We start from the raw sequence: 21,614 nt of genomic DNA on the forward strand, positions 1-21,614 counted from the left end.
GTGCCCATCACGCCCGACCACATCCGCGCGACCCTCGACGACTACCTCGGCGCCCACCCCGACGAGAAACAGCAACTCTCGCTCGTCTCCGAACTTCTCGACGCCGAAGCGGACCTCGTCAGCCGCAAGGAGTTCCGTGGCCACGTCACCGCCGGAGCGATCCTCCTCGACCTCACCGGCCGCGTGCTGCTCATCAGGCATCGCGCCCTGAATCGCTGGCTCCTGCCCGGTGGGCACCTGGAGGCCGACGACACAAGTCTTCTCGCCGCCGCGCTCCGCGAGCTGACGGAGGAGACCGGCATCCCGGCCTCGGCCGTGATCCCGGCCGGACACCACCCCGTCCACGTCGACGCCCATGACATCCCCGCGAACCCGGCGAAGAGCGAGCCGGATCACCGGCACGTCGACTTCCGGTTCCTGTTCCGCACCTCGGCCGATGTTGTCGAGTTGCAGACCGAGGAGGTCACGGCCGCAGCATGGTGCCACGCGAACATCATCGAGAACGCCACGCTGCGCGGTCGCGTCCTCGATGCCCCGCGCTGACACGGAAGCCGCCCCTGGCACCAGCCACTGCTGTGCGCCCCGGGGCGGCTTCCTCATCCGGACCTCATGAGGGCGGGAGCAGCCCTCGTGGCGCGAGGCGGGGCGGTTGTTCTGGTGGTGGCAGACCGCGTTGACGCGGATGACAAGGTAACGACCACTGCTCGGGCCGAGGCGCGGGGGACCGGGTGGCCTCAGACCGGGGCGAGGGGCCGGTGGGGCTTGTCGGGGAGTTCGATTGTGATCGTGTCGCCGGGACGCACCACGCCGCCCGTGCGGACGACGCTCATGATGCCCGCCTTCCGCACGATCCTCCCGTCCGCGTCGCGGCCGACGACCTGCCTCAGCAGGCCCGGGCGGAAGGTGTCGATCTGCGGGCAGGGGTTGCGCAGGCCGGTGACCTCCACGATCGCCTCGTCCCCGAGGCGCAGCAGTGTTCCGGTGGGCAGGCCGAGCAGGTCGACGCCGCGGGTCGTGACGTTCTCGCCGAGGTCGCCGGGCCGTACGTCGAACCCTGCCGCGCCGACCTCGGTGAGGAGTTCCTCGTGAATGAGGTGGACCTGACGCAGATTCGGCCGCGTGGGGTCCCGCGCGACCCGCGAGCGGTGTTTGACCGTGACGCCGGCGTGGACGTCCCCTTCCACGCCGAGCCCGGCGAGCAACGTGATACTGGCTCTGTTGGGCTTGGTGAACGCGTACGCGCCGTTCCCGCTGACCGCCGTGACCGTGCCGCTCACGTGCTGTCCCCCGTTCGGTGGTCTCCGGGCCAACGAGCCTAGCCCGCGCCGCTGGCACCTCGCCGTGCGGCCAGGAGGAGACCGCCATGGCCCAGCCGTTCCCGCCCGTCACGCCGTACGCGCACGGCCTCCCCGACGTCGGCGACGGCAACCCCGACGGGAAACCGCTCCGGCCGGGCCGGCGTGGGAGCCTGGGGGTATGGGCTTGTGCGTGGTGGTGGGCGCCGATCCGGTGCCGGTGGAAGGGGACGGGGACGGGGCCCGGTGGGTGGCGCGGGTGGACGGTGCCGGGCTGGCGGAGGCGGCGGACGTCTTCGCGCGGTTCCGGGAGGCGCTGCGGCTGCCGGACTGGTCCGGCGCCAACTGGGACGCGCTGGACGACTCCCTGCGCGACCTGGCGTGGCTCCCGGCGGACGGCTGCCTGATCGACGTCGCGGCGGCGCAGCGGATGCTCGCGGAACGGCCCCGGGAGCGTGCCGTGCTGCTCGACGTGCTGGCGCGGGCGGACGCGGCGTGGGCGGCGCGCGGGGGGCCGTTCACCGTCGTCCTGCGCTGCGCCACTCCGGAACAGGCCGCCGGGCTGCGGGCGGAGATCGCCGCCCTCGGTCATGACGGCTGAGCCGGGCCGCCGCCGGGTGCCGGTCACGGTTTGCGGCCGACCGCCCCGTACTGGGCCACCTCGGGCGGGTGCGGCCGGTCCGGTGCCGGCCGCCAGCGGGAGCAGCTCACCAGGCCGGGTTCGAGGACGTCGAGGCCGCGCAGGAAACGGCTGATCTCCGCGCGACCGCGGCACGTCAGCGGCGGGGTGGCCTTGCGGTTCCAGTGGCGGATGGCCTCCACGTTGGCGGCGCCGCCGAGTTCGTGCGTGGGGTGGGTGAGCGCCACGTAACTCCCGGCGGGCACCGCGTCCAGCAGCCGGCGCACGACGTCCTCGGCCCGCGCGGTGTCGAGGATGAAGTTGAGGATGCCCAGCAGCATGATCGCGACCGGGCGGCCGAAGTCCAGGGTCTTGGCCGCCGCATGGAGGATCGCGTCCGGGTCGTGCGCGTCGGCGTCGACGTAGTCGGTGATGCCGCCGGCTCCGCTCACCAGCAGGGCTCTGGCGTGGGCGAGGACCAGCGGATCGTTGTCCACGTAGACGACGCGGGCGCCGGGCACCAGGCGCTGCGCCACCTCGTGGGTGTTGTTCGCGGTCGGCAGGCCGGTGCCGATGTCGAGGAACTGCGTCACGCCCGCCTCGCCGGCCAGGTGGGTGACGGCGCGTGCCAGGAACTGCCGGTCGTCGCGGGCTATCTGGACGATGCCGGGGAACATGCCGATGATCTCGTCACCGACCCGGCGGTCCACCTCGTAGTTCTCCCGGCCGCCCAGCCAGTAGTCCCACACCCGGGCGTTGTGCGCCACGTTCACATCCACCGTCACCCGCGCGATGATGGCCGGGTCCCCCCGCCCGTGCAAGCCGGGCCGCGCGCACCGGCCGGGGCCCGCCCGCCTGCTCCCGAACGCGCCGGTCGCCTACGCTTCGTGGCAGGCGAAGTACCGAACGGGACAGGGGTGATGGCGGGGGTGATGACGACGCAGCGCGACTCCGGGCTCAAGGTCTTCCGCGAGGCGTGCCACGAGGCGGCGCGCAGAACGCCGGACGTGACGTTCTACGAGCTGACCGAGGCCACCGGCGTCCCGAACTTCCACTCCGCCGCGATGCGCGACAGCGCGCTGCGCCACCGCGTCCTGTGCCGGCCGCGCGGCGGCTTCGTGGCGTTCACGGCCCCGCCGCCGTTCCCGGGCTCCGCCCTGCTGCACTTCCGTGAACCGCCGCCCTGGTCCGAGGTGTTCGCCTGGTACGGGCTGCGGGTGCTGCGCGCCGAGGTGCTGGCCACGCCGCTGGCGGGGGTGGATCTCGGTGCCCTGGACGAGGGCGACCGGGAGGCCGTCCGCAGGTGGCGGCCCCGGACGTTGGGCGAGCTGCTGTTCAACTGGTGGGGTCCGCCAGGCTCGTCAGCAGGGCGGGCAGCGCGGCCAGGCCGGTGATGCGGCGAAGTCCCAGGTGGGCGTGGTCGGTTGCGGTGCCGGTGCGGTCCAGCCAGATGCCGACCAGTCCGGCCGCGTCGGCGCCCGCCGCGTCGATGTCGGGCCGGTCGCCGACGTAGGCGACGGCCGCGGGTGGCAGGTTCATCGCCTCGCAGGCGGCGAGGAACGCCTCGGGCGCGGGCTTGCGGTGCCCGATCTGGCCGGAGCAGATCAGCACTTCGAACCGGTCGCGGATGCCGAGCCCGCGCAGCACGCGCTCCTGGTGGTCGATGTCGGAGTTGGACAGCAGGCCGTGGCGGTAGCCGGGGGTGAGGTCGGTCAGCGCGGGCAGCACGTCGGGGAACAGCCCCTCCGTTTCCCGGCGCTGGGCCAGATACCGGCCGAACCACGCCTCGGCGTCGGCGTCGGACAGGTCCTCCCCGAGGAACGCGCGGGCCCGTTCCCGGCGTTGCGCGGTGAACGACAGCTCGCCCGCGAGGTAGCGGCCGTACTGCTCCTCCATCACCGTCCGCCACCGCAGCAGCGCCGCCTCCGGCGACGGGAACCGTCCGAGCAGCCCCTCGGCCGTGAAGTGCCGCAGCGCGGCGGCGCGGTCGGTGCCGCTGTAGTCGAACAGGGTGTCGTCGATGTCCCAGACCACGGCGCTGATCCCCATGGGCGGGACCGTAGCACCGGGACCCGCGCGTCCTGACAGAACGGGAACCGCGTGTCCGGGCGGGCGGCCGTGTCAGGGGACGGTCGGGCCGTCCGGGTGGTCGAGGCGCTGGTCGAGGACGGCGCGGGCGGCTTCGGAGACCTCCTGTTCGGTGAGCCTGCGGTAGCCGTCCTCGGTGAGCAGGGCGACCACCGGGAAGATGCGGCGGGTCAGGTCGGGGCCGCCGGTCGCGGTGTCCTCGTCGGCCGCGTCGTAGAGGGCCTGGAGGACGGCGGCGACGACGTCGGCCTCGCTCATGCCGGGCCGGTGGAGCTTCTTGAGCGCGCCCCGGGCGAAGACCGAGCCGGAGCCGGTGGCGGCGAAGCCGTGCTCCTCGTGGTGGCCGCCGGTGATGTCGAACGAGAAGATCCGGCCGCGTCCGGCGCCGACGTCGTATCCGGCGAAGAGCGGGATCACCGCGAGGCCCTGCATGGCCAGCTCCAGGTTGCCGCGGATCATGCTGGTGAGGCGGTTGACCTTGCCCATCAGGGAGAGGGTGGCGCCCTCGACCTTCTCGTAGTGCTCCAGCTCCAGTTGGAAGAGCCGGACCATCTCGATCGCCATGCCGACCGTGCCGGAGTAGCCGACGGCGGAGAACTCGTCGGCGGGGAACACCTTCTCGCCCTCGCGGTGGGCGATGAGGTTCCCCATCGTCAGGCGGCGGTCGCCCGCCAGCAGCACGCCGTCGGCGTACTCGGCGGCGACGATGGTGGTGCCGTGCGGGACGCCGGCCACGCCCGCGGTCGCGGGCAGCGCGCGCCGCGAGGGCAGCGCGTCGGGCGCGTGGCGGGTGAGGAAGTCGAGGAACGAGGGCGGCCCGGGAGCCAGGAACCCGGCGGGCAGCGCTCCCCAGTCGGAGATGTCGGCGGACATGGCTCTCCCCTTCCCTCGCCGGTGCGGGCACCGGGTGACGAACTGCGCCCCATCGTAGGCGTATTGACGCCCCGGGCCAGGGGGTGCGGGCGGCCGGGCGGAACGCGGGGAGCGGCCGGTCTCCGTGACGGGGATTACATGAGCGGGAGCCGTCCGGGGGGTGGCGCCATTGTTACCCCCGGGTTACTCTGCTCATCGGAGCGGTACCCCGCTCAGGCGGTTTGGTGACGCAGCCGTCGAGAATGCCGTCGGTCCGGCATTCGCCGCACGACACCACACGGCAGGCCCCGGGACAGGGCCCGCCGCGGCTCTCGTCGACGTCGTCACCATCCCTGGAGTCCGTGATGGATCAGTCCGCCGCGCCCGCATTCCCTCTTCTGCCCACCGTCGCCGTTGTCGGCCTCGGCACCCTGGGCACCGGCATCGCCGAGATCCTCGCCCGCTCGGGGCGTGACGTGATCGGCGTCGAGATCGACGACGAGGCCGCGCGCCGCGCCGTCGAGTCGCTGGAAGCCTCCACCGCCAGGTCCGTGGACAAGCAGCGCCTCACCGTGCAGCAGCGGCAGGAAATCATCAAGCGCCTGCACGTGTCCAGTGACCTGCGGTCGGTCGCCGAGGCCGATCTGGTCATCGAGGCCGTCCCCGAGAACTACGCGCTCAAGCTCGGCGTCCTCACCGCGCTCGACGACATCGTGAAGCCGACCGCGATCCTGGCCACCGGCACCAACGCGCTGCCGATCACGGAGCTGGCCACCGAGACCGCGCACCCCGAGCGCGTCGTCGGCCTGCACTTCTTCCACCCGGCGCAGGCGATGAAGCTGGTCGAGGTCGTTCCCTCGGTCCTCACCTCGCCCGAGACCGTGGAGGCCGTCTCGCGGCTGGCCCGCGAGCTGGGCAAGGAGCCGGTGCCGGCCGGTGACCGCACCGGGCTGATCGCGGACGGCCTGCTGTTCGGCTACCTCAACCAGGCCGCCGCGATGTACGAGTCCCGCTACGCGACCCGCGACGACATCGACGCGGCCATGCGCCTGGGCTGCGGCCTGCCGATGGGCCCGCTGGCCGTGCTCGACCTGATCGGCATCGACACCGCGCGCACCGTGCTGGAGGCCATGTACGAGCGCACCGGCGACCGGCTGCACGCCCCCGCGCCGATCCTGGGCCAGCTCGCCGAGGCCGGGATGACCGGCCGCAAGGCCGGCCGCGGCTTCTACACCTACGAGGGCCCCGGCAGCGCCACCGTGGTCGCCGACGGGTCGGCCGCGGACGCCGGGGCGGGGGCGGCCGGGGCGGGCGGGCGGCGCGGGCCCTGGGGGCGCAGGGGCCCGCGCCACACCCTCCCGCATCGTCGAGGGCGTTGGCTCTGCCCGCGACCCGGTCGGCGGTCGCCCCCCCAAGCCCGAGGAGGCGGACACCGCGCGGAACCGGGTCGCCTCGTCCCTGGAGCGTTCGGTCAAGAAGGGCCGCATGTCGGCCGAGGACCGCGACGCGACGCTCGGCAGGATCGTTCCGGCCGACTCGCTGGAGACGCTCTCCGACGTCGATCTGGTCGTCGAGGCCATCGCGGAGGACCTGGAGGTCAAGCGGCAGCTCTTCGCCACGCTGGACCGCGTGTGCCGCCCCGGCGCGGTGCTCGCCACCACCACCTCCTCGCTGCCCGTGATCGCCTGCGCCCGCGCCACCTCGCGCCCGGCCGACGTCATCGGCATGCACTTCTTCAACCCGGCCCCGGCGATGAAGCTGGTCGAGATCGTCCGCACGGTGCTGACCGCGGACGACGTGCACGCGACCGTCCGCGCGGTGTGCGACAAGGTCCGCAAGCACCCCGTGGACTGCACCGACCGGGCGGGCTTCATCGTCAACGCGCTGCTCTTCCCGTACCTCAACAACGCGGTGAAGATGGTGCAGGAGCACTACGCGACGCCCGAGGCCATCGACACCGCCATGAAGCTCGGCGCCGGGTACCCGATGGGGCCCTTCGAGCTTCTCGACGTGGTCGGCCTGGACGTCTCCCTGGCCATCGAGGACGTGCTGCACCGGGAGTTCCGGGACGAGTCGCTCGCCCCGGCGCCGCTGCTGCGCCAACTCGTCGCCGCGGGCTGTCTCGGACGCAAGACCGGGCGCGGCTTCCACGAGTACGCCCGGCGCTGACCGGGGTGCGACGCGTGAGCATCGGATGTGACGCATGCAGTACGTTCGCTCCATGGCCCAGCCCGTGAAGCCCGTCCGTCCGCAGACGTCCACGCAGCGCTTGAAGGTGCGCCGGCTCCTGGCCGCGGCGGCGATGGAACTCTTCGCGGCGAAGGGCTACGAGGCCACGACCGTGGACGAGATCGCCGCCGCGGCGGGAGTCGCGCGGCGCACCTTCTTCCGGCACTTCCGGTCCAAGGAAGAGGCGATCTTCCCCGACCACGACGACACCCTGGTGCGCGCCGAGGCGGTCCTGGACGCGGCCCCGGCGCACGAGAACCCGATCGACACCGTGTGCCGGGGCATCAAGGAGGTCATGAAGATGTACGCGGCCTCCCCGGCCGTGTCGGTGCAGCGGTACCGGCTGACGCGGGAGGTCCCGGCGCTGCGGGAGCGGGAGATCGCCTCGGTCGCCCGGTACGAGCGGCTCTTCACCCGTTACCTGCTGGGCCAGTTCGACGAGAACTCGCACAACGGCGACGAGCCGCTTCTCGCCGAGGTGGCCGCCGCGGCGGTGGTCACGGCGCACAACCACGTGCTGCGGCGCTGGCTGCGCCGGGGCGGCGAGGGCGACGTGGAGGCCGAGCTGGACCACGCGTTCGCCATCGTCCGCCGCACCTTCGGCGCCCTGCCGGCCATCGCGTCGGCGGCCCCGGCGGCGGTCGCCTCGGCGCAGGGCGAGGTCCTGGTGACGGTGGCCAGGACGGACGCCCCGCTGAGCGAGGTCATGCGCACGATCGAGCAGGCCCTCCGCCGCCCGTAGGGCCCGCGGGTCCCCGTTCCCCCGCCCGTGCCGACGGGGGCGGGGGCGCGGCATGACCTCGCTCACATGGGGTCCCCTCGCGGGCATATGAGCGAAATTGTCGGCACTCAGTGTCTTGCCGACTGGCACGGCGTGCCATACCGTGAAGGGCATCCGGGCGCTGTCCCACCGCATCTCGCGGGCGCCTCGGATGCCTGCGTCACAGGCGGCTGCGTCACCCCCCGCAGCCCACCACCGCCGCCGGACCGACGGCACAGCAGCAGTAGTCCCCATACCTGTTTTCTGTCGTCCACCCGCATGTTGTTCGGAGGCACCCGTGAAAGAGATTTTGGACGCGATCAACGCGCTGGACAGCTCGGACGCCACGGCGGAGGACTTCGCCGCGCTGCCGCTCCCCGAGTCGTACCGCGCCGTGACGGTGCACAAGGACGAGGCCGGCATGTTCGAGGGCCTCACCACCCGCGAGAAGGACCCGCGCCGCTCCCTGCACCTGGACGACGTCCCGGTGCCCGAACTCGGCCCCGGTGAGGCGCTCGTCGCCGTCATGGCCAGCTCGGTCAACTACAACTCGGTGTGGACCTCGATCTTCGAGCCGGTCTCCACCTTCGGCTTCCTGGAGCGGTACGGACGGCTCTCCCCGCTCACCAAGCGGCACGACCTCCCGTACCACATCATCGGCTCGGACCTGGCGGGCGTGGTGCTGCGCACCGGCGTCGGCGTCAACGCCTGGAAGCCGGGCGACGAGGTCGTCGCCCACTGTCTGTCGGTCGAGCTGGAGTCCGCCGACGGCCACAACGACACCATGCTCGACCCCCAGCAGCGCATCTGGGGCTTCGAGACCAACTTCGGCGGCCTGGCCGAGATCGCCCTCGTCAAGACCAACCAGCTCATGCCCAAGCCGCGCCACCTCTCCTGGGAGGAGGCCGCCGCCCCCGGCCTGGTGAACTCCACCGCCTACCGGCAGCTCGTCTCCCGCAACGGCGCCGGCATGAAGCAGGGCGACAACGTCCTGATCTGGGGCGCCAGCGGCGGCCTCGGCTCCTACGCCACCCAGTTCGCGCTGGCCGGCGGCGCCAACCCGATCTGTGTCGTCTCCAGCCCCGAGAAGGCGGACATCTGCCGCCGGATGGGCGCCGAGGCGATCATCGACCGGAACGCCGAGGGCTACAAGTTCTGGAAGGACGAGAACAACCAGGACCCGCGCGAGTGGAAGCGGTTCGGCGCCAAGATCCGCGAGCTGACCGGCGGCGAGGACGTCGACATCGTCTTCGAGCACCCGGGCCGGGAGACCTTCGGCGCCAGCGTCTACGTCACCCGCAAGGGCGGCACCATCGTGACCTGCGCCTCGACCTCCGGCTACGAGCACGTCTACGACAACCGCTACCTCTGGATGAGCCTGAAGAGCATCGTCGGCTCGCACTTCGCGAACTACCGCGAGGCGTGGGAGGCCAACCGCCTGATCGCCAAGGGCAAGATCCACCCGACGCTGTCCAAGACGTACACGCTGGAGCAGACCGGCCAGGCCACGTACGACGTGCACCGCAACCTCCACCAGGGCAAGGTCGGCGTCCTGTGCCTCGCCACCGCCGAGGGCCAGGGCGTGCGCGACCCCGAGATGCGCGCCAAGCACATCGACTCGATCAACCTGTTCCGCGACGACGCGCCGAACAGGGGCGAGTGACATGGGCGCCAAGCGGGACCGGCCGTGGCTGATGCGGACATACGCCGGTCACTCCACGGCCGAGGCGTCCAACGAGTTGTACCGGCGCAACCTGTCCAAGGGCCAGACCGGCCTGTCGGTCGCGTTCGACCTGCCGACGCAGACCGGCTACGACCCGGACCACATCCTCGCCCGCGGCGAGGTCGGCCGGGTCGGGGTGCCCGTGGCGCACCTGGGCGACATGCGGAAGCTGTTCCACGGGATCCCGCTGGACCGCATGAACACGTCCATGACGATCAACGCCACCGCCATGTGGCTGCTCGCGCTCTACCGGACCGCGGCGGAGGAGCAGGGCGCGGATCCCGCCCTGCTCCAGGGCACCACGCAGAACGACATCGTCAAGGAGTACCTCTCGCGCGGGACGTACGTCTTCCCGCCCGAGCCGTCGCTCCGCCTGACGACGGACATGATCGCGTACACCGTGCACCACGTGCCGAAGTGGAACCCGATCAACATCTGCAGCTACCACCTCCAGGAGGCCGGCGCCACGCCGGTCCAGGAGATCGCCTACGCGATGTCCACGGCCATCGCGGTCCTGGACGCCGTGCGCGACTCCGGGCAGGTGGCCCAGGAGCGGCTCGGTGACGTGGTCGCCCGCATCTCGTTCTTCGTGAACGCGGGCGTCCGCTTCGTCGAGGAGATGTGCAAGATGCGGGCCTTCACCCGCATCTGGGACCAGATCACCCGCGAGCGGTACGGCATCGCCGACCCCAAGCAGCGCCGGTTCCGCTACGGCGTGCAGGTCAACTCGCTCGGCCTGACCGAGGCCCAGCCGGAGAACAACGTCCAGCGCATCGTCCTGGAGATGCTGGCCGTCACCCTCTCCCGCGACGCCCGCGCCCGCGCCGTGCAGTTGCCCGCCTGGAACGAGGCGCTCGGCCTGCCGCGCCCCTGGGACCAGCAGTGGTCGCTGCGCATCCAGCAGGTGCTGGCCGAGGAGAGCGACCTGCTGGAGTACGAGGACATCTTCGACGGCAGCCACGTCATCGAGGCCAGGACCCAGGAGCTGATGCGGGACTCCCTGGCCGAGATGGCGCGGATCGAGGAGATGGGCGGCACGATGGCGGCCGTCGCCTCCGGCTACCTGAAGTCGGAGCTGGTCGCCTCGCACGCCAGGCGCCGCGGGCGCATCGAGTCGGGCGAGGAGAAGATCGTGGGCGTCAACGTCTACGAGTCGACCGAGCCCAGCCCGCTCACCGCCGACCTCGACACCGCGATCATGACCGTGGACCCCGACAACGAGGCCCGGGTCGTCGAGGCGCTCCAGGAGTGGCGCGGACGCCGCGACTCCGCCGCCGTCCGGCGCGCGCTGGACGAGCTGAAGCGGACCGCGGAGGGCGACGGGAACCTGATGATCCCGTCCCTGGTGTGCGCCCGCGAGGGCGTCACCACCGGCGAGTGGGCCGGCGCGCTGCGCGAGGTCTTCGGCGAGTACCGCGCGCCGACCGGCGTCAGCGGCGCTCCCGTGGCCGTCACCGCCGAGGAGCCGGGCGTCGGCGAGCTGGCCGACGTGCGCCGCCGGGCCGCCACCACCGCCGCCGACCTGGGCGTGGGCCGGCTGCGGCTGCTGGTCGGCAAGCCGGGCCTGGACGGGCACAGCAACGGCGCCGAGCAGATCGCGGTCCGCGCCAGGGACGCCGGGTTCGAGGTGGTCTACCAGGGCATCCGGCTCACCCCCGAGCAGATCGTCTCGGCCGCCGTGGCCGAGGACGTGCACTGCGTGGGCCTGTCCATCCTCTCCGGCTCGCACGCCGAGCTGGTGCCCGACGTGCTGCGGCGGCTGCGCGAGGCCGGCGCCGGGGACATCCCCGTCGTGGTCGGCGGCATCATCCCGTCGGCCGACGCCGCGGCCCTGCGCGCCGCGGGGGTGGCCGCGGTCTTCACGCCGAAGGACTTCGGCATCACCGGCATCATCGGCCGTATCGTCAACGAGATCCGCATCGCCCACAAGCTCGACCCGCTGGAGGTTTCCTCATGAGCACCAACCGGCTGCGTGCCCGGCGTTCCTGTCTGGCCGTGCCCGGCAGCAGCCCCCGCTTCCTGGAGAAGGCCCAGGGGCTGCCGGCCGACCAGGTCTTCCTCGATCTGGAGGACGCCTGCGCGCCGATCGCCAAGGAAGGCGCCCGGCACACGGTGGTCGAGGCGCTCAACGAGGGCGACTGGGGCGACAAGATCAAGGTCGTGCGCGTCAACGACTGGACGACCCACTGGACCTACCGCGACGTGATCACCGTCGTCGAGGGCGCCGGCCCGAACCTGGACTGCATCATGCTGCCCAAGGTGCAGGACGCCGAGCAGGTCAGGGCGCTGGACCTGCTGCTCACCCAGATCGAGAAGACCATGGGCTTCGAGGTCGGCCGCATCGGCATCGAGGCGCAGATCGAGAACGCCAAGGGCCTGATCAACGTCGACGCCATCGCCGAGGCGTCGCCCCGGCTGGAGACCATCATCTTCGGCCCGGCCGACTTCATGGCGTCGATCAACATGAAGTCCCTGGTCGTGGGCGAGCAGCCGCCGGGCTACCCGGCGGACGCCTACCACTACATCCTGATGCGCATCCTGATGGCGGCCCGCGCCAACGACCTCCAGGCCATCGACGGCCCCTACCTCCAGATCCGCAACGTGGACGGCTTCACCGACGTCGCGAAGCGGGCGGCGGCGCTGGGCTTCGACGGCAAGTGGGTGCTGCACCCGGGCCAGATCGACGCGGCGAACGAGGTGTTCTCCCCCAGCCAGGAGGACTACGACCACGCCGAACTGATCCTGGACGCCTACGAGTACTTCACCTCCTCGGAGGGCGGTGCCAAGGGCTCGGCGATGCTCGGTGACGAGATGATCGACGAGGCCAGCCGCAAGATGGCCCTCGTGGTCGCGGGCAAGGGCCGCGCCGCCGGCCTCACCCGCACCAGCAAGTTCGAGCCGCCCGCCGCCTGAGCCAGGAGTCCGCACACCATGCAGTTCGGCCGCACCTACGAAGAGTTCACCGTCGGGGACGTGTACAAGCACTGGCCCGGCAAGACGGTGACCGAGTACGACGACCACCTGTTCTGTCTGCTCACCATGAACCACCACCCGCTGCACATGGACATCAACTACGCGGAGAAGACCACGGACTTCGGCCGCAATGTCGTGGTGGGCAACTACATCTACTCCCTGCTGCTGGGCATGTCCGTCCCGGACGTCTCCGGCAAGGCCATCGCCAACCTGGAGATCGAGTCGCTCAAGCACGTGGCGCCGACCTTCCACGGCGACACCATCTACGGCGAGACCACCGTGCTCGACAAGACGCCGTCCCGCTCCCGGCCGGACCGGGGCATCGTGCACGTGGAGACCCGCGGCTACAAGCAGGACGGCACCCTGGTCTGCGTCTTCCGCCGCAAGGTGATGGTGCCGACCGCCACCTACATCAAGGAACGCGGCGGCGAGCAGCCGGGCCGCCCCGAGCCGCGCGGGAAGGAATGAGATGGGCAGGCTGGCGCAGACCGACGGGCTGACCGAGGTCCAGCAGGAGATCCTCTCCACCGTCCGCACCTTCGTGGAGAAGGAGATCATCCCGGTCGCCACCGAACTGGAGCACCGGGACGAGTACCCGACCGAGATCGTCGAGGGCCTCAAGGACCTCGGCCTGTTCGGCCTGATGATCCCCGAGGAGTACGGCGGCCTCGGCGAGTCGCTCCTCACCTACGCCCTGTGCGTGGAGGAGATCGCCCGCGGCTGGATGAGCGTCTCGGGCATCATCAACACCCACTTCATCGTGGCGTACCTGCTCCTCCAGCACGGCACGCAGGAGCAGCGGGACCACTTCCTGCCGCGGATGGCGACGGGCGAGGTGCGCGGCGCGTTCTCCATGTCCGAGCCCGGCCTCGGCTCGGACGTCTCCGCGATCACCACCAAGGGTGTCCGGGACGGCGACGAGTACGTGCTCACCGGCCAGAAGATGTGGCTGACCAACGGCGGCTCCGCCAACCTGGTCGCCGTGCTGTGCCGCACCGACGAGGGCCTGCCCGAGGGCACCCCCGGGCACAGGTCGCTGACCACGTTCCTGGTGGAGAAGGAGCCCGGCTTCGGCGAGGTCAGGCCGGGGCTCACCGTGCCCGGCAAGATCGACAAGATGGGCTACAAGGGCGTCGACACCACCGAGCTGATCCTCGACGGCCTGCGCGTGCCGGCCGACCGGGTGCTCGGCGGGACCACCGGCCGCGGCTTCTACCAGATGATGGACGGTGTCGAGGTCGGCCGTGTCAACGTCGCGGCCCGCGGCTGCGGTGTGGCGCAGCGGGCGTTCGAGCTGGGCATCGCCTACGCCCAGCAGCGGCAGACGTTCGGCAAGCCGATCGCCCAGCACCAGGCCATCCAGTTCAAGCTCGCCGAGATGGCCACCAAGGTCGAGGCGGCGCACGCGCTGATGGTCAAGGCGGCGAAGACGAAGGACGACGGCCGCCGCAACGACCTGGAGGCGGGGATGGCCAAGTACCTCGCGTCCGAGTTCTGCAAGGAGGTCGTCGAGGACTCGTTCCGTATCCACGGCGGCTACGGCTTCTCCAAGGAGTACGAGATCGAGCGTCTCTACCGCGAGGCGCCGATGCTGCTCATCGGCGAGGGCACGGCCGAGATCCAGAAGATGATCGTCGGCCGCAGGCTCCTGGAGGAGTACAAGCTCCGTTCCTGATCCGTCGGGAACGGCGATGAGACCGGTCTGGCCCGGGGTGAAGACATCCCCCGGGCCAGGCGGATTCTCCGGCCCGGCCCGGCCCGTGCCGGGCCACCGGTCAGCGGGTCGCGCCGCCCGGCCGGCGCGACCGGCCCGCCCCGGCCGCCGCGCCCGCCTCCTCGTACAGCGCGCCGAACGCCGCGCCCGCGCCCAGCAGCCGGTAGGTGTCCAGCGCCAGCGTCACCTCCACCAGATCACGCGGCCGGGACAGGTCCAGGCTCGTGATGCCCTCGAAGCGGCGCAGCCGGTTCAGCACGGTGTTGCGGTGGCAGAACATCCGCTGCGCCGTCCGCAGCGCCGACCCGCCCTGGTCCACCCACGTCCGTACGGTGTCCAGCAGCAGGTCCCGGTCGGCGGGCTCCAGCGCGAAGACCGGCCGCAGCGCCCGCGTCGCCAGCTCGGCGGACAGGTCGGGCCGGGAGACCAGCAGCCCGTCCGGCAGCCGGGCGTCCAGCCGGGCCACCTCACCGTCCAGCCGGCAGGTGCGCAGCGCCAGCTCCGCCAGCTCCCGGGCGCGGGCCACCTCGCGCAGCCCGGTCACGACCGGGCTGACGCCGGTCCTGGTCCCCGGCCGGGAGCCCAGGCCCGCCACCAGCGCCTCCACGGGCCACTCCCCCAGGTGCGCCAGGTACAGCTCCCGCCGGCCCCGCAGGTGGCGCAGCAGCCGGATGCCGGGGACCTCCGGCGCCCCGCCCCCGGCGTGGGCCGGCGCGACGGCCACGACCGCGAACCGCCCGTCCGCCGGCAGGTCCAGGATGACCGCGGCGTCCTCGGCGAACTCCGGCGAGGCGCCGTTGTCCAGCAGCGCCCCGGTGATCAGGCGCAGCCGCTCGGCGTTCCGGCTGGACGCGTCGGTGACGGCCAGCCGGTAGGCGTCCGCCACGAAGAAGGAGTCCCGGTCCACGGACTTCCACACCCAGTCCGCGACGTGCACCAGATCGTGCACGTCGCCCAGGCGCTCGCGCTCCACGGTCCGCACGATGCCGCGCCAGAACGCCGAGGCCGCGGCCCGGTAGGCGTGCAGCACGTCGTCGACGGGACGGTCCTGCCGGGCCACGCGCAGCCCCAGCTCCCGCGTGAACCGCTCGACGTCCGGCAGCCGGGACGGGTCGAGGTGCATCTCCAGACCGAGCCGGGAGCCCCTGGTCACCATCGCGTCCAGGTCCGGCGGGGAGAGGACGGGATCGGCGTAGTACGGCACCTCGGCGCGGATTCCGGCCACCACGGTGTCGGTGAACTCGGTCCCCTGTGCCAGAAGACGCGAGCAGGCGCGGAGGAACAGCTCGGACGCGTGCTCCGGGGCTTCCCGCATGGTGTGCATCGGCCCTCCCGAAAGGCTCACCGGGCGGCGTCGTCGCCGCCGGGTCGTCGCATGGCGCCATCGTAGGTGTCCGGCCGACCGGGTGACAGAGGCTGTCCCATCACCCTCGGTGATGTCCGCTGGTACGGGGCCCCGGTTCTGGGCACCGTCACAACCCGGCCGGGGTCCGCCTGGGAATCGGCACCAAAGACGGTACGGAACGTCGCCGTTCCCACCCCCCGGTGCTGAGGTGATCAGGTCACGCGTCCGAGCCGACGGAGCACCGACCTTCGTGAGGAAGCCCCCCATGACCCTCTCTCTCGCCTGTGTCCTCGCCGAGTCCGCCCGCCGCCGCCCGGAGCACGTCGCGGTCGTCGAGAACGGCGCGAGACTGACCTACCGGCGGCTGTGGAACGAGGCCCTGGCGCTCGGTGGCGCGCTGCGCGCCACCGGGGTCGCGCCCGGCGACCGGGTGGCGCTGATGGCCCCGAACACCTCGGCGTTCCCCCGCGCCTACTACGCGATCCTCGCGGCCGGCGGGGTCGTGGTCCCCGTCCACCTGCTGCTGACACCGCGCGAGATCTCGTTCATGCTCCGCGACAGCGGCGCGACCGTCCTGGTCGCCACCGACAGCCTGCGCGAGCCCGCCGCCGAGGCCGCCCGGCTCGCCGGTGTCCCGCTGGCCGTCACCGCCGACACCGCCGACGGCCGGCCCGGCGATCTGGACCTGCGCGCGGACGGGACCGCGCCGCTGACGCGCTACGCCACGCGTGACGCGTCCGACCCGGCCGTCGTCATCTACACCAGCGGCACCACCGGCCGCCCCAAGGGCGCCGTCCTCAGCCACCTCAACCTCGTCATGAACGCCACCAGCTCCGCCTTCGACGCCCACGGGCTGAGCCAGGACGACGTGGTGCTGGGCGCGCTGCCGCTGTTCCACTCCTTCGGCCAGACCTGCGCCATGAACGCCGCCTTCCGGGTGGGCGCCCCCCTCGTCCTCCAGCGGCGGTTCCAGGCCGCCGACACGGTGGCGCTGATGGCCGCCGAGGGCGTCACCGTCTTCCTGGGCGTGCCCGCGATGTACGTGGCGCTCAGCCGCGAGGCCGAGACCGCCGCCGACCCGGCGGCTCTGCCCCGGCCCCGCCACTGCGTCTCCGGCGGCGCCGCCCTGCCGGGGCCGGTCCTCGACCGCTTCCAGCGGGCCTTCGGGACCGTCGTCTACGAGGGGTACGGCCTGTCCGAGACGTCCCCCACCGCGACGGTCAACCAGCCGTCGTTCGGCACCCGCCCCGGCACCGTGGGCCACGCCATGTGGGGGGTCGAGGTGGAGATCGCCGACCCGGACGTCACCGACCGGATCGCGCTGCTGCCCACCGGCACCTCCGGCGAGGTCGTGGTGCGCGGCCCCAACGTCTTCTCCGGCTACCTCGGCCTGCCCGAGCAGACCGCCGAGGCGCTGGTCGACGGCTGGTTCCGCACCGGCGACCTGGGCGCGAAGGACGCCGACGGGTTCCTGACGATCCTCGACCGGGTGAAGGACGTGATCATCCGCGGCGGCTTCAACGTCTACCCGGCGGAGGTGGAGGAGGTCCTCAGCGGCCACCCGGACATCGCCGACGTCGCCGTGATCGGCCTCCCCGACCCGGAGCGCGGCGAGGAGATCTGCGCCGTCGTGGTCCCCCGCGGCGACCACCCGGACGCCGCCGCGATCATCACCTGGTCCCGGGAACGCCTGGGCCGCCACAAGTACCCCCGCCGCGTCGAATTCGTCGACTCCCTCCCCCTGGGCCCGAGCATGAAGGTCCTCAAACGAGAACTCCGCCACCGCTACACCCCCACCGGGGTCTGACGCGGCGGGCGGGCCCGGCGGCCCCCCCCCCGCCCCCCCCCCCCCCTCCCCTGCTCCTCCCCCCCCCTCCCCATACGAGATTTTGTATAGGAGCCAGCGCTCGGAGATGTGTATAGGAGCCAGCCACTTATCACGCCGAACGGGCTGCTGGCTTGCCGAGTTACGGCCCGAAACCTATAGCATCGACGCAGCCGCTCCGCTTCGGAAGGGAAGGCGCGGCTTCCCCCGCTGACGAAGGTAAGGTCCCATGCCTCACCGCTCATTCCCGCTACCCAGCGGCCGGGTGCGCCTGGCGCGCGGCGCGTCGCCCTGGCTGGTGCCGACGGTGGCAGCCGCCGCGACCGGCCTGGTGAAGGCGCGTCACTCCGGTCGCTGGGCCGCGGTCGCCGTCCCCACCACCGCGCTGGCCGCCGGGATGCTCTGGTTCTTCCGCGACCCCGAGCGGGAGATCGGCCAGGGCCGTGTGATCTCCCCCGCCGACGGCGTGGTGCAGAGCATCACACCCTGGCCCGACGGACGTATCCGCGTGGCGATCTTCATGAGCCCGCTGAACGTCCACGTCAACCGTGCTCCGGTGGCCGGCACGGTCGCCTCCGTGGAGCACGTCCCCGGCGGCTATGTGCCGGCCTTCAACAAGGAGAGCGAGCACAACGAGCGTGTCGTGTGGCGCTTCGACAGCGAGCTGGGCGATGTGGAGATGATCCAGATCGCCGGCACGGTCGCCCGCCGCATCGTGCCGTACGTGCCGAAGGGCTGCAAGGTGGAGCAGGGTGACCGCGTCGGGCTGATCCGTTTCGGCTCGCGTGTCGACGTCTACCTCCCCGAGGGCATCGAGCCCGCGGTCGAGGTCGGCCGGCGCACCACCGCGGGAGTGACCCGACTTGACCGTGATTGACCGGAAGAGCACGGTCTCCTGGGCTGCCGAGGACGACGAGGAGCCCGACGACCTGCCGCTGTCGATGCGGCTGTCGATAGCGGACACCCTGACGCTCTCCAACGCCACCTGCGGGTTCCTCGCGGTGTACTTCACCACCACCGGGGTGCTGATCCCGCACCTGCTGGACCGGGGCGACGTCGGCGTCGTGCGGAACAACGCGGCCACCGCCGTGCTGCTGATGCTGCTCGCCTCCGTCTTCGACCTCTTCGACGGCCTGGTGGCGCGCAAGCTGCGCAGCTCCGCCATGGGCGCCGAGCTGGACAACCTGTCCGACCTGATCAGCTTCGGCCTGGCCCCCGCCTACTTCGTGCTGGTGTGGGGGATGGTCGTCGGCGACGTGCACGAGCCGTTGTCGGCCCTGGCCGCGATCATGGTGCTGCTGGCCGTGGTGCTGCGGCTGGCGAGATTCTCGTGCGTGACGATGCCCGACGGCGTCTTCCAGGGCATGCCGAGCCCCTTCGGCGCGCTCACGGTGGTGTCCATCGTGCTGCTGGAGCTGCCGTTCACGCCGACGCTGCTGGCGATCCTCGGCGTCGCCTGGCTGATGGTGAGCCGCGTCGAGTACCCCAAGCCGCGCGGCACGCTCGCGGTCGCCATGCTCGGCTGGATCGTGCTCAGCATGGCCCTGCTGACGGCCTGGGCGTTCGACGCGCCCGGTGGCGAGCTGCTGCTCCAGACGGGCTGTTCGCTCCAGCTCGTGCTGGGCGCGGTGATCCCCCTCTTCGCCATGGTCCGCCGGGTGTACGCGTTCCGCGACAACCGCCGCGAGGCGCGGGCGGGCGCGCAGTCCTGACCGGCCGATCGGCGCGGAGCCTTCCGAAGCGGAGCACGAAAGGGCCGGGGCCCGGACACATCAGGTGTCCGGGCCCCGGCTCCGTCACGGAACCCCGCCGCTCACTCGCGGGGAAGGCTGGTCACTCGCGGGGGAACGACTGCGCCAGGTCGGAGGCGGCGGCCTCCCGTTCCACCACCAGACCGCCGGGGGCCGACTCGTCCGGCCGGAGGATGTAGCTGGCCAGGGTGGACGGGTTCGCCGGGTCGGAGAAGTCGTGGACCGCGCCGAAGCCGTCGTCCTCGGCCGTCAGCGTCGCCATCGCGTCGGCCACGCCCTGCCGGGTGAGGTCACCGGCCTCGCAGGCCGTCTCGATCGCCCGGCCGACCAGGGAGATGCTGTTGTAGCCCGCGACGACGCCGTTGTCGAGCAGCGCGTCCGGGTACTCCGCGGTGTACGCCTCGGCCAGGTCGGGGACCGCGCCCTCGTCGGCGCCGATCGGCAGCCCCGGGGACGCCACGTGGTAGGACGCCAGCAGCGCGGGGGCCGCGTCGGTCTCCAGGATCTGCGGCGCGAACGCCGAGTTGTTCCCGATGATCGGCACCTCCAGGCCGGAGGCCGCGGCGACGCCCGCCACCGACGCGGCCTGGCGCGGGCCGGCGCTCACCACGATCGCGGACACGCCCTCCCGGGCCAGCGCGGTGACCTGCGCGGTCATGTCCTCGTCGGTGGGCCTGATCCGCTGCTCCTCGACGGTGAGACCCAGCTCCCCGGCCGCGTACCGGGAGCCTTCGAGGGCGTTCTCGCCGTAGTCGCCCTCGAAGAAGACGTGCCCGATGGAGTCGCCCTCGGACAGGCCGTACTCCTCGGCGAGGTACGAGACGGCGTTGACCGTCTCGATGTCGTACGTGGGGCCCACCATGTGGATGTACTCGCTGCCCAGCAGCGACGCCGACCACGCCTGGGGGGTGATCAGCACGTGGTCCTGACCGTCGACGCGGTCCTTGACGGCGACCACGTAGGGCGAGCCGATGAACTGCGGGAAGGCCAGGACCCGCGGGGTCAGCTCGGTGTAGGCGGAGACGGCCTGTTCGGCGTCGTAGGCGTGGTCGCGGACCTCCAGCTCGATCCGCCGGTCGCAGATCCCGCCGGCCTCGTTGGTCTGCTTCACCCACAACTGCTGCGCCTGGGTGACGCTGGCGCCGAGCGTGGCGTAGGGGCCGGTCATGTCGGTCAGGGCGCCCAGGGTGATGGTGTCGTCGGTGACGCCGATGTCGGTGGCGACCCCGTCGCCGCCCTCACCACCACTGCCGCCGTCGCTGTCGTCGGCCTTGCCGCTGCACGCCGTCAGGGACAGCGCCAGCACCCCGGCCGCCGCCGGGGCGGCGACCGCCGGACCGCGTCCCGGTCTGTGTCGGATGCTCACGTCGAAACCTCCATGTTCCGTGACGTCGGGGCGGGGGCTTTGTCCCGCGCCCCCTTGCGGGCCCACCGGGGGACGGGCAGACGCGCCAGTCCGCCCGGCAGGAAGAGAACGGCCGCGACCACGGCGGCGCCGTAGAGGTAGCGGGACGCCTCACCGGGTGCGACGCCGCCGGTCCCCGGCGCGGAGACCAGGGGGAGCGACTCGCTGTACTTGGTGAGGACCTGTGGGATGAGGGTGACGAACGCGGCGCCGATGACCGCGCCGGAGACCGTGCCCAGGCCGCCGATGACGATCATCGCCAGGTACTCCAGGGAGAGCACGATGCCGAAGTAGCCGGGCACGGCGTGCTGGAAGGCCAGCGCGAGCAGGACCCCGGCCAGCCCGGCGTACATGGAGGACAGGACGAAGATCGCGCCGCGCGTGCGGGCGACGGGGATGCCGATGACGCCGGCGGCGGTCTGGTGGTCGCGGATGGCGTTGATCGCGCGGCCGGGCCGGCCGCGCAGCACGCCGCGGGCGAACAGCGCCCCGGCGGCCAGCAGCGCGAGGCCCAGATACCAGAGCTTCTCCATGCTCCGGAACGGCACCCCGGCGACGACGGTCGCGCTGTCGTCGAAGGCGAAGCCGAAGACGGACAGCGGCGGCACGGCGCGGCCGTTGAACCCGCCGGTCAGGTCGTGGGCGTTGAGCAGCACGTGCTGGCCGATGAAGATCAGCGCGAGCGTCGCGATGCCGAGGTAGGGGCCGCGGACCCGGCCGGCGATCGGGCTGAACAGGCCGCCCACCGCCCCGGCCAGGGCGACGGCCAGGACGGCGGCGAGCACCGGGGGCAGGCCCCAGCCGGTCAGGCCGGTGGCGGAGCCGGAGTCGCCGGCGAAGACGCAGTAGCCGTAGGCGCCGACCGCGAGGAAGAACGCGTGGGCCAGGGAGAGTTGCCCGGCGGAGCCGGTCAGCAGGTTGAGACCGATGGCGCCGATGGCGGCGGCCATCGCGAACACCCCGGCCTGGAGCCAGAACCGTTCGAGGTAGAACGGCATCGCCAGCAGCACGACACCGCCCAGGAGCCACCCGAGC

Annotated in this window: 19 protein-coding genes and 1 pseudogene; 13 read left to right on the top strand and 7 right to left on the bottom strand. The window is 72.1% G+C overall.

Annotated elements, in window-relative coordinates; translation table 11 throughout:
- Nucleotides 1-543 (top strand): NUDIX hydrolase, encoded by a 543-nt coding sequence (locus tag BN2279_RS18295; protein ID WP_059011024.1) that lies wholly within the window; start codon nt 1-3, stop codon nt 541-543.
- Nucleotides 544-734: 191 nt separating this feature from the next.
- Here BN2279_RS18295 and BN2279_RS18300 read toward each other — a convergent pair whose 3' ends face one another.
- Nucleotides 735-1,277, bottom strand: coding sequence for an MOSC domain-containing protein (locus tag BN2279_RS18300; RefSeq protein ID WP_059011025.1), 543 nt, complete (start codon nt 1,275-1,277; stop codon nt 735-737).
- Nucleotides 1,278-1,476: 199 nt separating this feature from the next.
- Between BN2279_RS18300 and BN2279_RS18305 the strand changes: the two genes are divergently transcribed.
- The gene (locus BN2279_RS18305; protein WP_059011028.1) at nt 1,477-1,896 is read left to right on the top strand and encodes a barstar family protein; all 420 of its coding nucleotides are present in this window, start codon (nt 1,477-1,479) and stop codon (nt 1,894-1,896) included.
- A gap of 23 nt (nt 1,897-1,919) precedes the next feature.
- Here the strand turns inward: BN2279_RS18305 and BN2279_RS18310 are convergent, their stop codons facing one another.
- A complete protein-coding gene (locus tag BN2279_RS18310; RefSeq protein WP_059012513.1) occupies nt 1,920-2,693 on the bottom strand; it encodes an SAM-dependent methyltransferase in 774 nt (257 codons plus the stop codon).
- Between the two features lie 108 nt (nt 2,694-2,801).
- Between BN2279_RS18310 and BN2279_RS18315 the strand changes: the two genes are divergently transcribed.
- Nucleotides 2,802-3,308: a hypothetical protein gene (locus tag BN2279_RS18315; RefSeq protein WP_159037265.1), complete on the top strand. Its 507-nt coding sequence runs from the start codon at nt 2,802-2,804 to the stop codon at nt 3,306-3,308.
- On the opposite strand, the gene BN2279_RS18320 is transcribed toward BN2279_RS18315, so the two are convergent.
- Nucleotides 3,250-3,963 carry an HAD family hydrolase gene (locus BN2279_RS18320; RefSeq protein ID WP_059011031.1) on the bottom strand — a complete coding sequence of 238 codons (714 nt, stop codon included), beginning with the start codon at nt 3,961-3,963 and terminating at the stop codon, nt 3,250-3,252. The genes BN2279_RS18315 and BN2279_RS18320 overlap by 59 nt on opposite strands.
- Before the next feature lie 72 nt (nt 3,964-4,035).
- Nucleotides 4,036-4,875, bottom strand: a complete 840-nt coding sequence (gene prcB / locus BN2279_RS18325) for a proteasome subunit beta (protein WP_059011033.1) — start codon at nt 4,873-4,875, stop codon at nt 4,036-4,038.
- A 344-nt stretch (nt 4,876-5,219) separates the two neighbouring features.
- Here prcB and BN2279_RS18330 point away from each other — a divergent pair.
- The 7 genes and pseudogenes from BN2279_RS18330 (at nt 5,220) to BN2279_RS18360 (ending at nt 14,214) form a co-directional block, all read left to right on the top strand.
- Nucleotides 5,220-7,023: pseudogene (locus tag BN2279_RS18330) on the top strand (3-hydroxyacyl-CoA dehydrogenase family protein).
- A gap of 34 nt (nt 7,024-7,057) precedes the next feature.
- Nucleotides 7,058-7,825: a TetR family transcriptional regulator gene (locus tag BN2279_RS18335; protein WP_059011035.1), complete on the top strand. Its 768-nt coding sequence runs from the start codon at nt 7,058-7,060 to the stop codon at nt 7,823-7,825.
- Nucleotides 7,826-8,141: 316 nt separating this feature from the next.
- The gene (ccrA, locus tag BN2279_RS18340; RefSeq protein ID WP_059011037.1) at nt 8,142-9,506 is read left to right on the top strand and encodes a crotonyl-CoA carboxylase/reductase; all 1,365 of its coding nucleotides are present in this window, start codon (nt 8,142-8,144) and stop codon (nt 9,504-9,506) included.
- 1 nt (nt 9,507) lies between these two features.
- On the top strand, nt 9,508-11,523 hold the full coding sequence (locus tag BN2279_RS18345; protein ID WP_059011039.1) for a protein meaA: 2,016 nt from the start codon (nt 9,508-9,510) through the stop codon (nt 11,521-11,523).
- Nucleotides 11,520-12,479 carry an HpcH/HpaI aldolase/citrate lyase family protein gene (locus BN2279_RS18350; protein ID WP_059011041.1) on the top strand — a complete coding sequence of 320 codons (960 nt, stop codon included), beginning with the start codon at nt 11,520-11,522 and terminating at the stop codon, nt 12,477-12,479. The genes BN2279_RS18345 and BN2279_RS18350 overlap by 4 nt, the downstream gene beginning before the upstream one ends.
- A gap of 18 nt (nt 12,480-12,497) precedes the next feature.
- A complete protein-coding gene (locus BN2279_RS18355; RefSeq protein WP_059011043.1) occupies nt 12,498-13,007 on the top strand; it encodes a MaoC family dehydratase in 510 nt (169 codons plus the stop codon).
- A 1-nt stretch (nt 13,008) separates the two neighbouring features.
- Complete coding sequence (locus tag BN2279_RS18360) at nt 13,009-14,214, top strand: acyl-CoA dehydrogenase family protein (protein WP_059011045.1); 1,206 nt, start codon at nt 13,009-13,011, stop codon at nt 14,212-14,214.
- A gap of 100 nt (nt 14,215-14,314) precedes the next feature.
- Here BN2279_RS18360 and BN2279_RS18365 read toward each other — a convergent pair whose 3' ends face one another.
- Nucleotides 14,315-15,577 carry a PucR family transcriptional regulator gene (locus tag BN2279_RS18365; protein ID WP_059011047.1) on the bottom strand — a complete coding sequence of 421 codons (1,263 nt, stop codon included), beginning with the start codon at nt 15,575-15,577 and terminating at the stop codon, nt 14,315-14,317.
- Between the two features lie 286 nt (nt 15,578-15,863).
- Between BN2279_RS18365 and BN2279_RS18370 the strand changes: the two genes are divergently transcribed.
- The 3 genes from BN2279_RS18370 (at nt 15,864) to pssA (ending at nt 19,135) form a co-directional block, all read left to right on the top strand.
- On the top strand, nt 15,864-17,405 hold the full coding sequence (locus tag BN2279_RS18370; protein ID WP_059011049.1) for a long-chain-fatty-acid--CoA ligase: 1,542 nt from the start codon (nt 15,864-15,866) through the stop codon (nt 17,403-17,405).
- A 247-nt stretch (nt 17,406-17,652) separates the two neighbouring features.
- Nucleotides 17,653-18,300 (top strand): phosphatidylserine decarboxylase, encoded by a 648-nt coding sequence (locus tag BN2279_RS18375; RefSeq protein ID WP_059011052.1) that lies wholly within the window; start codon nt 17,653-17,655, stop codon nt 18,298-18,300.
- Nucleotides 18,287-19,135, top strand: coding sequence for a CDP-diacylglycerol--serine O-phosphatidyltransferase (gene pssA / locus BN2279_RS18380; protein ID WP_199827754.1), 849 nt, complete (start codon nt 18,287-18,289; stop codon nt 19,133-19,135). The genes BN2279_RS18375 and pssA overlap by 14 nt, the downstream gene beginning before the upstream one ends.
- Before the next feature lie 121 nt (nt 19,136-19,256).
- Here the strand turns inward: pssA and BN2279_RS18385 are convergent, their stop codons facing one another.
- Both BN2279_RS18385 and BN2279_RS18390 read right to left on the bottom strand, forming a co-directional pair.
- On the bottom strand, nt 19,257-20,540 hold the full coding sequence (locus BN2279_RS18385; RefSeq protein WP_407702267.1) for an ABC transporter substrate-binding protein: 1,284 nt from the start codon (nt 20,538-20,540) through the stop codon (nt 19,257-19,259).
- Nucleotides 20,537-21,577: a branched-chain amino acid ABC transporter permease gene (locus tag BN2279_RS18390; protein ID WP_079032396.1), complete on the bottom strand. Its 1,041-nt coding sequence runs from the start codon at nt 21,575-21,577 to the stop codon at nt 20,537-20,539. The genes BN2279_RS18385 and BN2279_RS18390 overlap by 4 nt, the downstream gene beginning before the upstream one ends.
- Between the last annotated feature and the right edge of the window lie 37 nt (nt 21,578-21,614).

Origin of the sequence: Streptomyces specialis, from assembly GCF_001493375.1 — a bacterium.
Lineage (GTDB): Bacteria > Actinomycetota > Actinomycetes > Streptomycetales > Streptomycetaceae > Streptomyces > Streptomyces specialis.

Coding starts and splice junctions, on each gene's coding strand:
- BN2279_RS18305 (WP_059011028.1), top strand. CDS start 1,477: ATGGGCTTGTGCGTGGTGGTGGGCGCCGATCCGGTGCCGGTGGAAGGG.
- BN2279_RS18320 (WP_059011031.1), bottom strand. CDS start 3,963: ATGGGGATCAGCGCCGTGGTCTGGGACATCGACGACACCCTGTTCGAC.
- prcB (WP_059011033.1), bottom strand. CDS start 4,875: ATGTCCGCCGACATCTCCGACTGGGGAGCGCTGCCCGCCGGGTTCCTG.
- BN2279_RS18335 (WP_059011035.1), top strand. CDS start 7,058: ATGCAGTACGTTCGCTCCATGGCCCAGCCCGTGAAGCCCGTCCGTCCG.
- BN2279_RS18345 (WP_059011039.1), top strand. CDS start 9,508: ATGGGCGCCAAGCGGGACCGGCCGTGGCTGATGCGGACATACGCCGGT.
- BN2279_RS18350 (WP_059011041.1), top strand. CDS start 11,520: ATGAGCACCAACCGGCTGCGTGCCCGGCGTTCCTGTCTGGCCGTGCCC.
- BN2279_RS18355 (WP_059011043.1), top strand. CDS start 12,498: ATGCAGTTCGGCCGCACCTACGAAGAGTTCACCGTCGGGGACGTGTAC.
- BN2279_RS18360 (WP_059011045.1), top strand. CDS start 13,009: ATGGGCAGGCTGGCGCAGACCGACGGGCTGACCGAGGTCCAGCAGGAG.
- BN2279_RS18365 (WP_059011047.1), bottom strand. CDS start 15,577: ATGCACACCATGCGGGAAGCCCCGGAGCACGCGTCCGAGCTGTTCCTC.
- BN2279_RS18370 (WP_059011049.1), top strand. CDS start 15,864: ATGACCCTCTCTCTCGCCTGTGTCCTCGCCGAGTCCGCCCGCCGCCGC.
- BN2279_RS18375 (WP_059011052.1), top strand. CDS start 17,653: ATGCCTCACCGCTCATTCCCGCTACCCAGCGGCCGGGTGCGCCTGGCG.
- BN2279_RS18390 (WP_079032396.1), bottom strand. CDS start 21,577: ATGCCGTTCTACCTCGAACGGTTCTGGCTCCAGGCCGGGGTGTTCGCG.